Consider the following 14,640-nt stretch of genomic DNA (forward strand, 5'->3'; position numbering starts at 1 on the left):
CCAAGCACATTGCCTATTTCAGCTAATGAAAATAAATTGAATCAAATTTCATTATAAAAATATTTCGAAATCACACTTTGAAGGAATAAGTTTCTATTAGACTTTTAACCATTTTTTAAGTATCATTTCTGTACCAATTTGGAACATGATAAAATACACTCCGGGTTTTAAATTTTCTGTTTTCACAAGATATTTATGATCTACATTTCTTATCCAAACATCCATCTTTCTTCCCTGAAGGTCGAATACATTTATGCGTGAAGGATTGGAAACTTGCGTGCCTTCCAAAATCAATTCATCATGCACTGGATTTGGATAAAGCAGGTAACTCTCATTACCTTCTGGATTTTGTACATCGCTTAGACAATCGTTCCATTTTGGATCTTCCCTAAGCAAACATTGTCCACAAGAGTCCACCCGGAATGGGCCATAAGCCTTTCCCTTGCAATCGCATATTTCTTTAAACCTAGAAGGAGGGATAATACTGCCAATCACTTCTATTTCACCCAGCGTGGCTGCATTCCAATGATAAATTCCACCGGTTACTTCTTTAAATTCAATTCTCAGCGATTGCATCTTCTGAACTTTAGATAACAGAATTTCGGTTCCCTGCGGCGATAGAGGATTGTCGATGTCAAACTGTTCCAGAAGAGTACTGCCAGCTGAATCTTCATAAACACGCACGGTACAAGATTTGACTTGAGCACGATTTGGATCTGGTATGTTGTGAAGAATAATTTTCTGTGCATAGAAAGGTACAATCCAACTTAAATTTATCCACTGCCCGGCCGGAGAAATACCTTCCGGAGTAAACCAATGTTGAGAAGCTTTATAATTCTTCTTGTCTATAAGATAACCAGGATCATTCATTTTACTGGATACATATACACGCGCTCCGGGGGCAAGATTACAAACCAATAATTCTTCCGGATCTTCTGGTACCGGTATAATAGAATGTCCTGCATGGCAACCCACACATGTCACTTTCTGACCTGGTCGTCCATAATTAAATCCTGTGACATGTGCCGCACCATCCATGATACCACCGCCTGTTCTACTTACTTTATACCCTCTTGATCGAGCGGATCGACCTTGTTCAAAAAGTGGCACGTCTGCAGGTGCATCCCGCTCTATCACTCTGCCGAAATCATCTACCGGCAACTCATTATACAACAAAGGAAAATTCAGAGCTTCAATAGATCCGTATTGTTCAGACATCAAAGGATCTGCAAAGAATCTTACGGTGGATAAATCACCTATAGCAGGAGCAGCAAGAATTCCATCGTCCACTTTCCCATTAAAAAATATATTGCGGCAATCAAATTCAAAACTTCCATCCTGCCTCAAATCAGAGAGCCCTTTTGGTGGCAAATTAGAAACCGGAGCAAATATTTTGTCCAAAACCAAAGGTGGCGTCTTCCTTTTTTCAACATATTGTGCGGATAGTTCTGTAGTACCGGGATGATCCAACACCAATTCCTTAGAAGATCCATCTTCATTCATCAGATAAATTCCATAATCCTGCAAAGGATCTGCAGCAACCGAATGTAAAATTTTACCATCCAGTGTTACCGAAGGTTCTGCTGCGTAACTGCCTTTGAAAATTCCATAAGAAGGAGGATCACTAATGTAATAATCAAAATTTCCATAACTCGTCACTCCCGTAATGCCAATTGGTTTTTTTGCTGTGCCACGATAATATTTTTTAATGCCGCCAAAGCCAGAGGATTCAGACTGATGTTCAATAGGAAACCAATTCCCAATAAAATCTCCATCCGCATTAAAAGATCCTCCATAGGCGCTGTTTTGAGAAACATCCCTGTAATGTGCGGAAAAAAGTTTGAGCCCACTACCATCCGGATTAATTTCAGAAAGCAAAAATGCATTGTTGTTGAACATAAAAGATTGTCCGTCGATAACCTCATCCAGATGACTGGTAAGACCATCTTTATAACTCCAACCATTGGTGTATTGAGGATGTGCTTTTGTAGTCATGGGATCATAGGGCCAGTAAAAATTGCGCCACCATCTGGCGAAAACTATTTTACCGGTAAGCGGATCGACAACAGGTCTGTCTGCACCGTTTTTTTCTGAAGTAATTCTATGCAAACCAGATCCGTCTTCATTCACTACATAAAGATTGCTTGTGCGTGTGACGTTGTACATTCCAATGTCGCGGTATCTCGTTGAACTGAAACAAATTCTACCATCAGGCAACCATATTGGATGAGTATCATCATACCCCTGAAGTACACCACGCGCAGCAGGATTAAATTGACTTAAGTCCAACATAGGATCTTCAAATGTAATTTGTTTTAATCCAGAGCCGTCTGTATGAATGACATAAATTCTCCAGGCATTGTGTTCCCTTGGAACTAAGTTGTTGTTGCCCAATACATAATTCCCATCTCTCAATCCTGCAAAAACAATTTTATCCGCTTCCCAATTTAACAAAGGGTTGCTGATGTCAATTAAATTCAAAGAATTTGGACCAGGTTTTGCTCCATTAATCAGGGTATCCATCCGACCATCCGGGTTTAAAATACATAAATAAGCAGGCGCAGCAACCTGAAATCTGGAAAAACCACCGACACCGGGAAGCGCATTGGCTGATTTCATGTACACCGAACCACAACAAGGAATAGCTCTTGAAACAAATAATACAGGCTTCTTAATTGTGGACGGTTGGTAAAGTGCAAGCATAAGAAATACACTAATACCGACACTAAAAAATATAAGACCCCTGAGTATGTAAATCTTCATGGCCACAAATAAATTAAATTAGAAAAAACAGAATTCCAATTTGCTTTGGTGAATATAAACTAAGTTGATCAAACATTTAAGATTACAATCTTATTAGAGTAAAAAATCAGGGTTTACCCTTATGGAATAAAGCAATTAAATTGAGCAAAATTGGATTAGTACAAATTTCTTTTTTGTTCCCAGGTCCATGCATCCGACATGATATCCTCAATGGACTTTTGAGGATGCCAATTCAACAATTTTGCGGCCTTATCTATGTTGGCATAAACTGCAGGGAGATCTCCGGCCCTTCGAGAACCTAATTTGTAAGAGAGCCGAATGTTATTTACTTCTTCAAAGGCTTTGATGGCTTCCAAAACACTTACCCCATCCCCAATGCCAAGGTTAAACGCATCTACAGGTTCAGTTTGATTTCCTGCTTTTAAATAATCTAATGCCAGTGTATGGGCTCTTGCCAGATCCATCACATGAATATAATCCCGAATACAGGATCCGTCCCGGGTAGGATAATCCGTTCCAAAGACCGTAAAGAAGGGCCTTTTACCAAAAGCTGTTTCTGTAATAATAGGAACCAGATTCTGGGGATCATTTATAGGTGACTCTCCTATGAGGTACGATTCATGTGCACCTGCAGGATTGAAATAGCGTAGGGAAATAGCTTTTTGATCAGTTCCAAAGGTATGGTAGACATCTGCAAGGATGAGTTCACACATTTGCTTGGTACGGCCATATGGTGATCCGGCGGGTAAAAAGGGTAGATCTTCCACCACAGGTAATCGATCTGTATCACCATAAACGGTGCATGAAGAGGAAAAAATAAACCAAGGAATTTTCCTCTCCTTTACCCAATATAAAATATTGATTAATCCGTCTACATTGTTGCGGTAATATTCGAGTGGATTTCGGGTCGAATCTCCCACAGATTTTAAGGCAGCAAAATGTATTACGCCATCAAAATTCCCTTCCAATGCCCTTAACTCGTGGATTGCATCGGAAGATTTCAGATCTATCCTGACATTGTCGATTCTTTTCCCTGTAATTGCTTCAATACCGGACAATACGTTTTCATCACTATTCACGAGGCTATCCAGACTTAAGACCTCGTATCCTGAGCGGATAAGATCCACAATGGTATGGCTCCCTATATAGCCACAGCCTCCGGTCACCAGTATTCTGCTCATCTGTTTAAAAGATTGTCCAAATGTATTCAGATTAACCGACCAAAAAAAAATAATTCCTCTGGAACTTTTTAAACCATGTATTTGTATTACATACATTAGGGTGTTCTCATAGTGTTATTAAAAGGGTTTTTGGTCGCTCGGCCAAAAGCCCTTTTTTGTTCACTACAAATACCCTGGACCGGGGATTGGATTTGGAGATTTAATCAAAAGGGGGCAATTCCCTTTAAATCAAGAATCGGCCATTTTCATAAATCATTTTTCCGTCGGCAAATATTTTACCTCCGTCGCGCATATCGGTTATCAAATCCCAATGAATGGCAGATTGGTTTTTGCCACCACATTGATAGTAGGATTGTCCAACAGCCATATGCACGGTTCCTCCAATTTTCTCGTCAAATAAAATATTGCGGGTGGCGCGGCTGATATTGGTATTGGTGCCAATTGCAACTTCCCCAAATTTTCTGGCACCCTCGATGGCAAATACTTTATCCAGAATATCCTGACCTTGTTCTGCGGACCATTCTGAAATCACGCCATCGGAAACATGAAGCTTTACCCCTTTCACATCCTTTCCCATCATAAAAGAGGGGTAGTCAAAAAATATTTCACCGGAGACGCTGTCTTCATGAGGACTGGTAAAAACTTCTCCCGATGGCATGTTGGATTTACCATCTGAATTTATCCAGGTACGTCCCGCTACCCTGAAATTAATTTTCCAATTGCGATGCTCATAACTCATATGATCACAAGAATTCAGTACATCCACATATTTCTGCTGAATGTTACTCAGTGTTTTCCAGTGTTCAGCAGGCAATTCGCGATCCAGAAAACAAGCTTTGAGAATAAATTGTGTGTATTCCTCCAAGGTCATCTCCGCCTGCTTCGCGCCAAATTCTGTGGGATATTGGCATAAACTTCTCTTAAGACTCCCATCGCCCAAACGCTTGAAATAAATCTCACTGAATTCAGCCTGGGCTTTCGTCCGCAACTTCACTTTCTCAGCATCCGGCTCAGGCATATTCATGGGTATATAGGGTGCTCTGATCAGTAAATACGCATTGCAATTTTTGATCAATTCAATTGAATTTTGATTGATACGTTTTAACTGCTCTTCTTGACCATATTGTAATAGCAATTCTTCCTGACCTTCGAAACCAAGCTCTACTTCCACATGTGCACCACGACTGACCGCTTCTTTATAAAATGCCTTTATCAATGGCTCGGCAAGAGTATTACTTCGCACATAAACTAATTCACCGGGTTTTAGATACAAGGAATAATCTGCAAGCAGCTTTCCGTATTTTTCAATCCAACTCATATCAAATTTTATTCAATGACTACCATTGTTTGCTTCGGTAAGGATAGCGGATCAGGTATTGTTTGGAAATAAGTTCTTTGAGTAGTTTTCTCAGGAGTTCAATATTCTCCATGGACTTCGCAGAAATAAATTCCATAGGAACAGGAAATTTATTTTTAAGGGATTGTTTCAATTCCTCCTCCAGTTCATTTTTAGTTTGTCGGTCAAGCATTGAATCATAATTCATTTCCCGGTAAGCATCCATTTTATTAAAAACCATCACTACAGGTTTGTCTTCAAGTCCAAGACTTTTAAGCGTTTCATTGACAGTCTTGATCTGATCCAAATAGACAGGATGGGAAATATCAATTACATGGACCATGATGTCACTTTCTCTGACTTCATCCAAGGTAGATTTAAAACTTTCGATAAGGTGATGGGGTAATTTTCGAATAAATCCCACAGTATCCGACAACAAAAATGGCATGGAATCCCAAACCACTTTTCTTACTGTGGTGTCCAAGGTAGCAAATAATTTATTTTCCGCAAATACATCTGACTTTGAGATGAGGTTCATCAAAGTAGATTTCCCAACATTGGTATAACCGATGAGAGACACTCGAATCATCTCGTCACGATTCTTGCGTTGGGTCACATTCTGCAAATCAATTTTCTCCAGTTTCTTTTTGAGTAAAGCGATTTTTTCTTTTACTATCCTTCGGTCAGTTTCAATTTCCTGCTCTCCCGGACCACGCATCCCGATCCCCCCGCGCTGACGCTCAAGATGCGTCCACATCCCTCGGAGTTTTGGATAAATATACTGAAGCTGTGCCAACTCAACCTGTGTTTTGGCTTGCGCTGTTTGCGCCCTGCTGGCAAAAATGTCCAGGATTAAAAAACTTCTGTCGATGATTTTTACTTTCAGGATTTCTTCCAGAATATTCTGTTGCTTTCCACTCAGGTCATCATCAAAAATAACCATGTCTGCCGGGAAAATCTCCATGTATTTTAGAATTTCCTCTACCTTTCCTTTACCAATATACGTCCTTGAATCCGGACCGTTCAGTTTCTGCACAAATCGCTTTATGGTCACGGCACCTGCAGTGCTTGCTAAAAACTCGAGTTCGTCAAGATGTTCCTTGATCAGCGCTTCGTTCTGATCAGGTAAGATGATGCCTACCAGAATAGCCTTTTCAGGTTCTGTAGGATTTACTTTCTTTTTAGATTCTGTATTCCAACTGGAATTCATGCGATAGTTTGAACAGATGACATTTTCCTAAACAGGAAAAAATAGTATGGATCACTTAAAAAATAGATGGTCTATTTTAGGTTATTGTAACCACCTAGATTTACAACATTCTTAAAACCTGATTTCTTTAAAAATTCTGCCGCCTGACCGCTCCTGCCACCGGAGGCACAATAGAGATAATATGTTTTGTTCTTATCAAAATCCGCAGAGGCCTTTTTAAATTCACCATTATTCCAATCCAGATGCCGAGCAAGTTCATGATGACCACCATTCCATTCCTCCATGGTGCGAACATCGATAAGAATGCCAGGTTTTTTGGCCATTAAATCTTTAACTTTAACAGGGCCTGACTGGCTGCTCAGGCATGAAATCCCTGCAAACATCAACATCACAAACAATAAATATATGCGGTGCAAGTGCTTCATATTAACTTATTTACAATTTATAAGAAAGGTTTAATGAAGAATGTGGGTGTTGGCAGGCTCGAACTGCCGACCTCCGCCCTGTCAAGGCGGCGCTCTGAACCAACTGAGCTAAACACCCAAGGAGGGCAAAGGTAATTAATTTGCTTAGGACTAATGGGTAGATTTGAAAAATTTAGGATAACTATCGGGATGATCCATTTTTGTCAAATCAAAAGAGAAAATTAATTAACAACTTCATACAACACCATTTCCCTTGAAATATTTTTCAATTGGAAGCTACCTAATTTGTTGCAATGAAAAGATTGCTTGACCATTTTATAACAGTCTTCATGAATGATAATCTGATTGACACCGGCTACACTTTGTAACCGTTGTGCGGTATTGACCGTATCACCTATCACAGTATAATCCAGTCTACGTAAAGTAGCCGACCCAATATTTCCCGAAACCATCTCCCCGGAATTAATTCCTATCGAAACTTTTGGTATAAAATCTCCGGCTATTCCGGCATGAGGCAACTCATCCACTTTATTTCTAATTTCCAGACATGCATCTATTGCACGATCCAAATGGAATGGACCTTTGAAAACCGCCATCACACAATCCCCCATAAACTTATCCACAATTCCGCCTTGTGCTATAATTTCAGCCACCATTAAATCAAAATAATTATTCAACAGTTTGACGACTACATCAGGCTTTTCCTGCTCACTAATGGCAGTAAATCCACAAATGTCAATAAATGCAACTGAGGCCTCAATGTTTTCACTTTTTAAAAGACTTCCTTCAAATTCTTTGCCTCCCATAAAATTCAAAACATTTTCATCCACATACATCCTTAAGATGTTATTCTCTTTGATGGCTTTGACGGTGTCCCTTAATTGATGCACATGCTGAATAGTTTTCTCCATGGTTAATTCCAAATCTTCAAAATTGATAGGTTTGGTTATAAAGTCAAATGCCCCTCTGTTCATTGCGGTACGGATGTTATCCATATCTCCGTAAGCAGACACGATCACAGACTTAAGCAAATTATTCTGCTCATTCAATCTAGACAACAAGGTGAGTCCATCCATCTCAGGCATGTTGATGTCGCTTAACACAATATCTACATCTGGATGTACTGCCAATTGTTCCAAGGCATGAACACCATTTAATGCAAATACAAACTCATATTTTTGTTCACGAATCTTTTGCCGGAATTTTTGTTTGATCAAAACTTCCAAATCCGATTCATCATCAACTACTAAAATCTTCGCCATTATTTCACTTCTTTTAGCTTATCCTTCAATAATACAAAATCCAAAGGCTTGGTCAGGAAGCCATCTGCTCCTAATGACATCGCAATATTATAATTTTCATCATCGCCATAAGCAGTAATCATCATAACAACTGGTGGGGATTCATGGTGTTTTTGTTTGATGTGCTTCAACAAGTCCAGACCGCTCATTCCAGGCATGTTGATATCTGACAATATTAATACTGCTTCATGTGTATGCGAATTTAAATAACCTACAGCCTCTTCACTTGAAAACGCAAATAAGAATTCAATTTCATTATTCTTTATTTCCTTACGAAATTTTTGTTCGAATAAAACTTGAACATCTCTTTCATCGTCCACTACAAGTATCTTCATTTAGGTACATTAAACTATGGGTAAAATTATTATAAATTCTGTATATTCCCCTTCTTTAGTATGCACGCTAAGTTCTCCCCCATGTGCCTTCACAATATCATAACTTAAAGATAATCCCAACCCAGTGCCTTGACCGGTTGGTTTGGTAGTAAAGAAAGGCTGAAATATTTTATCTAAAATTTTGGAAGGAATACCAGAACCATTATCACTCACTACTATTTCGACTTTATTGTTCTGAATCCGGGTGGAAACAGTAACTATTGGAATATACCCATTTAAACCTTTCTTCTTCTTTTCTTCCGTTGCATAAAATGCGTTGGTAATTAAATTCAAAACGACTCTTCCTATTTCCTGCGGAACTATATTTATCTTATCAAGATTGGTATCAAAGTTAGTACGCAAAGTTACGTTGAAAGATTTATCCTTTGCCCTCAATCCATGATATGCTAATCTCAAATACTCATCTACCAATGCATTTATATCCACCAATTCCTTTTGTGAATTGCTGCTTCGACTGTGTTGCAACATCCCCTTTACTATGGCATCGGCTCGCTTACTATGAAAATGTATTTTTTCTTCATTCTCAAAAACATCCTGAGCAATAGATTTTGCATTTTTCAGATTTCCCTGATCGATTTCTTCCTTCATTTCGGTAAGTAACTCTTTGTTGATCTCTGCAAAATTTTTTACAAAATTCAAGGGATTTTGGATTTCATGCGCAATGCCCGCCATAAGCTCACCGAGGCTTGCCATCTTTTCAGATTGAATTAGTTGGGATTGGGTGGATCTAAGTTCATTATGCGCTTTTTCCAGAGCAATAAATGCCTGTTTCAATTCTTCTGCTTTTTGCAATTCCAACTCCTTTTTGGAGTTTTCAAATTCAAGTTTTAAATTATTAACTAATTGGTATTCCAGATCCCGGTTTGTATTTGCAACTTGCCTGGACAAATATACAGACATCGAAATAAGTACAGGTAAAATGCCGGTAAGATAAATCAGGATATACCACAGACTAAGACTAAAATAACTAGAACCAACAAGGAGTGCAACACTTATCAGACTCAAACTGAATAATCCAAATCCAAAACCTATTATCCAGAAGTCATTTATTCTTTTACGAATACCAACTATTACTATTCGAATCATTTCAAGAATAAGCACTAAAAATATGACCAATGATAGCCAAAGAATATATCCAAACCAGAAAATAATGGAAGCTACCAGGGTGATGAAAAATATATACCAAAACCGTTTGGGTAAGGATTTGTAAAATAATGAATATAGAAAAGCTACACCGGTCAAAGGAACTAATGCAAAATAAGGGATCCATAATCTTTTGCACAATATTACCACCGAAGCAATTTCGTTTCCAACTGACTCATGCTCCAGGACACCCCAACACGAAAGTGTAATGGTAAATATTGCAAAAAAAAGATTACTCTTCTGATTCCTGTAAAAAAGAAACAATATCAGATGAATTAAAGCAAAGGTTAATGGTATGGCAATAACAAGTGATTCTAAAGGTCGAAAAAATTTTGCATTGCTCATGACAATCGGATGTACGATTTCTGGCTTTCCGATGGCCATTGAAAATCCCAGATTACGGATTAGAAAATTTTTATTTTTTAAAAGATAACTACCTGAATATCGAACAGCAATTACATGTTGGGTTTTAGTAAAAACAATAAATTTAGGTATTAAGGTGGTAGCATTAAAACCTTTTTCCATCTCTGGGTTTTCGCTTATTTCGCCATACTTCAAAAATAATTTTCCATCCAAATATACTTCAGAAGCGCCGAGGTGAAAAATATTTAAGACCAATGGTTTTCCAATCAGCATGGAATCAACTTGTAGATGTAATCGAAATAAACCGATTCCATCCCATCCGGTTTTTGGCAAAGAATCAAGATAAAACAATGAATTTACTGTTTCCCAATGATTATCGTTAAAATAATCATTGGTCCAATCATTACCCATTAAATCAGATTCTCCGGAATGGTATTTCCATTTATGCTCAATCTTGAGGTAGCCCCTTTCAGTTCTGGAGACTGAAGCATTTGACAGCAAACTATCAGAAATATAAAAAACATCATGGTTCGATTGAGCGAACAAATAAAAATTAAAAAAAGAGAAGGCAAAAAATGTTAAAATATTTCTCATTTCAAAATTTTAAAAATACCATTGCAATCATTCTATGCTTCACCGATTGTCAAAAAAAATCTTCCATCCTTGGAACAATTCACTTTTTAATTTTATTCCGCGAATCAGCCTTTTTGCAGCACAACTGTAAATATAACATAATTCACATTGACGATATGTCCGCTTTTTGAGGAAGTAAAACCCCTCTCTCAACTAAAAAGAATCCAATAAAACCCTCTAACTTACTAAAACAGATGCCCTTAAGGTCAGGTAAATTATCAGACTGATTCTTGCTATTGTATCCATGCAAAAAATTCAATAGGAAAAAATCAAATACGATCACCCAAAAAAATAAAGTTAAAAATTTTAACCCATTGAATTTTAAGACTAATTACATTATAATTATTTATAATATATTTTTAAAACTCCTCAATCGCGAAAACTATGCATTGCAAAATTGAATCATTCGCAGGAATCCATTTGTATCCATGCTCCATTATCCCATGAAATGACTAATATTGCCACCATAAAAATCAAATATGTACGATTTTCCAAATTTCGCCAGTGGTGAAGTCATCATGAGTTTTCTCACATTGACTTTTCTTGAAATAGTCCTTGGGGTGGACAACATCATTTTTATTTCCATAACTTCAGGAAAATTACCAATTGAAGACCGGAGAAAAGCTACTAACCTTGGGCTCATCATGGCCATGGTTTTAAGAATTATTCTGTTGTTTGGATTGGTGTTTCTTGCTTCCCTCCAAGAACCTTTATTCCACATTTCGGGTAGCTGGATCGAGGGTGGATTTTCCATTCAAAGTCTGATCCTCATAATAGGAGGTCTATTTTTACTTTACAAATCCGTGACCGAAATTCATCATAAACTAGAGCAGGATGATCTCGAACAAAGCAATAAATCTTCTAAACAAGGTAATCTGTTCAAAGCTATTTTGCAAATTACCTTAATCAATCTCATTTTTAGTCTGGATTCTATACTAACTGCAGTAGGCATGACAAATGGTTTGCACGGAGCGCTTTGGATCATGATTCTTGCAGTTGTAGTTTCCATTATTATCATGGTTGCTTTTGCTCACCCGGTAGGCAGATTCGTCAATGAACATCCTACGATCCAAATGCTCGGACTTGCATTTCTTCTATTGATAGGGTTTATGCTGATTACAGAAGGTGCACACCTAAGTCACTTCAAAGTATATGGTCAGGAAGTTGGCGCCGTTCCTAAAGGTTATCTTTACTTTGCCATTGCATTTGGCTTACTCGTAGAAATGCTCAATATGGGTACCAGAAAAAATAAAAAACCTGTACAACTCCATGGCATCTCCGAAGAAGCAAAAACAGCCGGATATTTTAAAAAAGAAAATGAATGATTTGCCACAATTAGATAAAAACCAATTTTGCACTTGCTTGTTAAGTAATTAGTTGTCAGTCCTACATTTTAAACCAACTCTGGTTTAAAAAATCTACAGCTTTGAAAAATTATGCAACATCCGACGCTCGATTCCATTTTAGAAGAACTCAACCATGCCACTAACCCAATTGCGAAAGTAATTCTTCAGGGGAAAGCTTGCAAGGTTTTAGTTCTGGCCATGAAAAAAGGCATGAAGCTAAAAGAGCATACCGCCAAAATGCCATCAGATCTGCTTATACTTTATGGAAGCGTGCAATACATGGCGAATGATGAAATTATAAAATTAAAGACTTTAGAACATGTTTCCATTCCTGTCGGATTAAAACATGAACTTTATGCAGCGGAGAGTGATTGTGTCTGCATACTTTCCCAATCAGAAAAAAATAATTCATGAAAAAAATAATATCATCCCGTGATGACATCGAAGTTCTTGTCAGGAATTTTTACAAAAAATTATTGCCCAATCCGGTCGTTGGGCATTACTTTACACAAGTAGTATCCCTGGATTTAGAAACGCATTTTCCAAAATTAATTGACTTCTGGGAATCTGTACTGTTCGGTCAATCCGCATACAGAGGAAATCCGATGATTGTACATTTTGCATTACATGACAAATCTCCTTTTGAAAAAAAACATTTTGATGAATGGTTGAAACTTTGGAAAGAAAGTCTGGATGAACTATATGAAGGGGAAGCCGCTGAAGTTGCCTTGACACGTGCAGAAAGTATAGCAGGATTAATGAAATACAAAATGGGCATATCCTGACATTTAACACACCAATTGAAAAATAAAATTATCGATCACAAAAAAATCTATTTTCTTATTTTATTAAAATAAAATGAACCGCACAATTTTAAATTAAAAAATAACTAAGCTAACAAATCATCATTATGGATCAGAATTTCTGGGAATCAAGATGGGAACAAAATCAGACAGGATGGGACATTGGACACGATTCTCCAGCGCTTATAAAATACATGCTTCAAGTACCGGATAAAACCATCAAAGTTCTCATACCGGGATGTGGGAGCGCTCATGAAACTAATATTCTCCTTAATCTGGGATTTAAAGATATACACCTGATGGATATTGCAAAAATTCCTGCCGAAAAACTCCGAAAGAAATTTGAAAATAACCCGGAAGTCTCGGTGCATTGTGAAGATTTTTTTAAACATAATGGATCTTATGATCTAATTCTGGAACAAACTTTTTTTTGTGCCATTGATCCCACACTCCGCAAAAATTATGCAGAGCATTGTCACAAATTATTAAAACCGGGTGGCAAACTGGTAGGTGTGCTTTTTAATAAAATATTTGATGCTCCCGGACCACCATTCGGGGGAACAGAAAAGGAGTATCGAGTCATTTTTAAAGAATTATTCAACATCCACACCATGGAACCCTGCCGGAACAGCATACTGCCACGACAAAATTCAGAGCTATTTTTCATTTTGACAAAAAAAGAAATTAATCTGTGATTACAAATTTTTAAATAATATTATTGGCATTTTATTACTTATTTGAAATAATGATTTGAAATTATTGTCCAACAACATATATTATAACTTTCCATTGCAACCACTACTTTCCTTAATCACATAATTCCTTTCAATTATCCTCCGAATTAAATTTCTCTCCTCATCATTTGTTATAGATTTGCAGCAAATATTTTGAATATGCAATTATTACAAGGAAAAACTGCAGTAATCACAGGTGGTGCTGCGGGAATTGGAAAAGCAGCGTCGATAAAATTTTTAGAGGAAGGTGCCAATGTAGCGGTATGGGATTTTGATGAAACCAAAGCAATGGCGTGGATGGAAAACCACCCGGCATATAATTCTTCCCTCATATTTTGTAAAGTGGATACTTCCAACGTCCAAATGGTAGAAGCAGCAACGGCAGATACCATGTCAAAATTTGGCAGCATTGAAATTCTATTGAACAATGCGGGAATAACTCGTGATTCTACACTACTCAAAATGAGTTTTGAACAATGGCAACAAGTCATCAATGTAAATCTGACTGGGGTGTACAATTGTGCAAGAATCATCGCACCCATCATGGCGGAAAAAGGTTATGGACGAATCATATCTGCTGCTTCAGTAGTGGCTCTTTACGGAAATTTTGGTCAAACAAATTATGCTGCTGCAAAAGCAGGTGTAGTGGGCATGACAAAAACCTGGGCGAAAGAACTTGGCAAAAAAGGAATCACCGCCAATGCCATTGCCCCAGGCTTCATCATGACTGAAATGGTGGCCGGAATGCCGGAAGAAAGAATACAAGCGGTTCGTGAAAAAGTACCGGTGGCAAGATTAGGCAAGGTGGAAGAAGTTGCAGATTTGTATGCATTTCTTGCCAGTGACAAAGCTGCCTACATCAATGGTGCGACCATCAGCATAGATGGAGGTGTTATGCTTTAAGAGTAGATCGTTGGTTTAATTTTTCAAAAATGTTTTTGTTAATCTGAAAGCATTTAAATTTCTGGCATCTACTTGCTGCCTGCTATTCCCTATTGTAATAGAGT

At 37.8% G+C, this 14,640-nt stretch carries 13 protein-coding genes and 1 tRNA gene; 5 read left to right on the forward strand and 9 right to left on the reverse strand.

The features are described from left to right. Positions 1–96 precede the first annotated feature (96 nt). From IPJ83_17430 to IPJ83_17470, 9 genes are all read right to left on the reverse strand, one after another. On the reverse strand, positions 97–2,763 hold the full coding sequence (locus tag IPJ83_17430) for a T9SS type A sorting domain-containing protein (protein ID MBK7882315.1): 2,667 nt from the start codon (positions 2,761–2,763) through the stop codon (positions 97–99). Positions 2,764–2,918: 155 nt separating this feature from the next. Next, positions 2,919–3,944, reverse strand: coding sequence for a UDP-glucose 4-epimerase GalE (gene galE, locus IPJ83_17435; GenBank protein MBK7882316.1), 1,026 nt, complete (start codon positions 3,942–3,944; stop codon positions 2,919–2,921). 223 nt (positions 3,945–4,167) lie between these two features. Continuing rightward, the gene (locus tag IPJ83_17440) at positions 4,168–5,262 is read right to left on the reverse strand and encodes an aminopeptidase (GenBank protein ID MBK7882317.1); all 1,095 of its coding nucleotides are present in this window, start codon (positions 5,260–5,262) and stop codon (positions 4,168–4,170) included. Positions 5,263–5,281: 19 nt separating this feature from the next. After that, the gene (gene hflX / locus IPJ83_17445; protein ID MBK7882318.1) at positions 5,282–6,490 is read right to left on the reverse strand and encodes a GTPase HflX; all 1,209 of its coding nucleotides are present in this window, start codon (positions 6,488–6,490) and stop codon (positions 5,282–5,284) included. A 71-nt stretch (positions 6,491–6,561) separates the two neighbouring features. Continuing rightward, positions 6,562–6,915 (reverse strand): rhodanese-like domain-containing protein, encoded by a 354-nt coding sequence (locus IPJ83_17450; GenBank protein ID MBK7882319.1) that lies wholly within the window; start codon positions 6,913–6,915, stop codon positions 6,562–6,564. Positions 6,916–6,958: 43 nt separating this feature from the next. Further along, positions 6,959–7,033, reverse strand: a tRNA-Val gene (locus IPJ83_17455). Positions 7,034–7,136: 103 nt separating this feature from the next. Beyond that, positions 7,137–8,177 (reverse strand): response regulator, encoded by a 1,041-nt coding sequence (locus tag IPJ83_17460; GenBank protein ID MBK7882320.1) that lies wholly within the window; start codon positions 8,175–8,177, stop codon positions 7,137–7,139. Further along, positions 8,177–8,551 carry a response regulator gene (locus tag IPJ83_17465; GenBank protein ID MBK7882321.1) on the reverse strand — a complete coding sequence of 125 codons (375 nt, stop codon included), beginning with the start codon at positions 8,549–8,551 and terminating at the stop codon, positions 8,177–8,179. Before IPJ83_17465 ends, IPJ83_17460 begins: the two co-directional genes overlap by 1 nt. A 9-nt stretch (positions 8,552–8,560) precedes the next feature. Next, positions 8,561–10,528, reverse strand: a complete 1,968-nt coding sequence (locus IPJ83_17470) for a GHKL domain-containing protein (GenBank protein MBK7882322.1) — start codon at positions 10,526–10,528, stop codon at positions 8,561–8,563. A gap of 701 nt (positions 10,529–11,229) precedes the next feature. Here IPJ83_17470 and IPJ83_17475 point away from each other — a divergent pair. The 5 genes from IPJ83_17475 to fabG all read left to right on the forward strand — a co-directional run bounded on the left by IPJ83_17475 (position 11,230) and on the right by fabG (position 14,536). After that, positions 11,230–12,075: a TerC family protein gene (locus tag IPJ83_17475; GenBank protein MBK7882323.1), complete on the forward strand. Its 846-nt coding sequence runs from the start codon at positions 11,230–11,232 to the stop codon at positions 12,073–12,075. Between the two features lie 111 nt (positions 12,076–12,186). Next, entirely contained in the window at positions 12,187–12,510 is a 324-nt protein-coding gene (locus IPJ83_17480; GenBank protein ID MBK7882324.1) for a hypothetical protein, read from the forward strand. Beyond that, positions 12,507–12,881, forward strand: coding sequence for a group III truncated hemoglobin (locus tag IPJ83_17485; GenBank protein ID MBK7882325.1), 375 nt, complete (start codon positions 12,507–12,509; stop codon positions 12,879–12,881). The genes IPJ83_17480 and IPJ83_17485 overlap by 4 nt, the downstream gene beginning before the upstream one ends. Positions 12,882–13,006: 125 nt before the next feature. Then, complete coding sequence (locus IPJ83_17490; protein MBK7882326.1) at positions 13,007–13,594, forward strand: methyltransferase; 588 nt, start codon at positions 13,007–13,009, stop codon at positions 13,592–13,594. Between the two features lie 198 nt (positions 13,595–13,792). Further along, positions 13,793–14,536, forward strand: coding sequence for a 3-oxoacyl-ACP reductase FabG (fabG, locus tag IPJ83_17495; protein ID MBK7882327.1), 744 nt, complete (start codon positions 13,793–13,795; stop codon positions 14,534–14,536). The last annotated feature ends 104 nt before the right edge of the window (positions 14,537–14,640 follow it).

Source organism: Candidatus Vicinibacter proximus, assembly GCA_016713905.1.
GTDB lineage: Bacteria > Bacteroidota > Bacteroidia > Chitinophagales > Saprospiraceae > Vicinibacter > Vicinibacter proximus.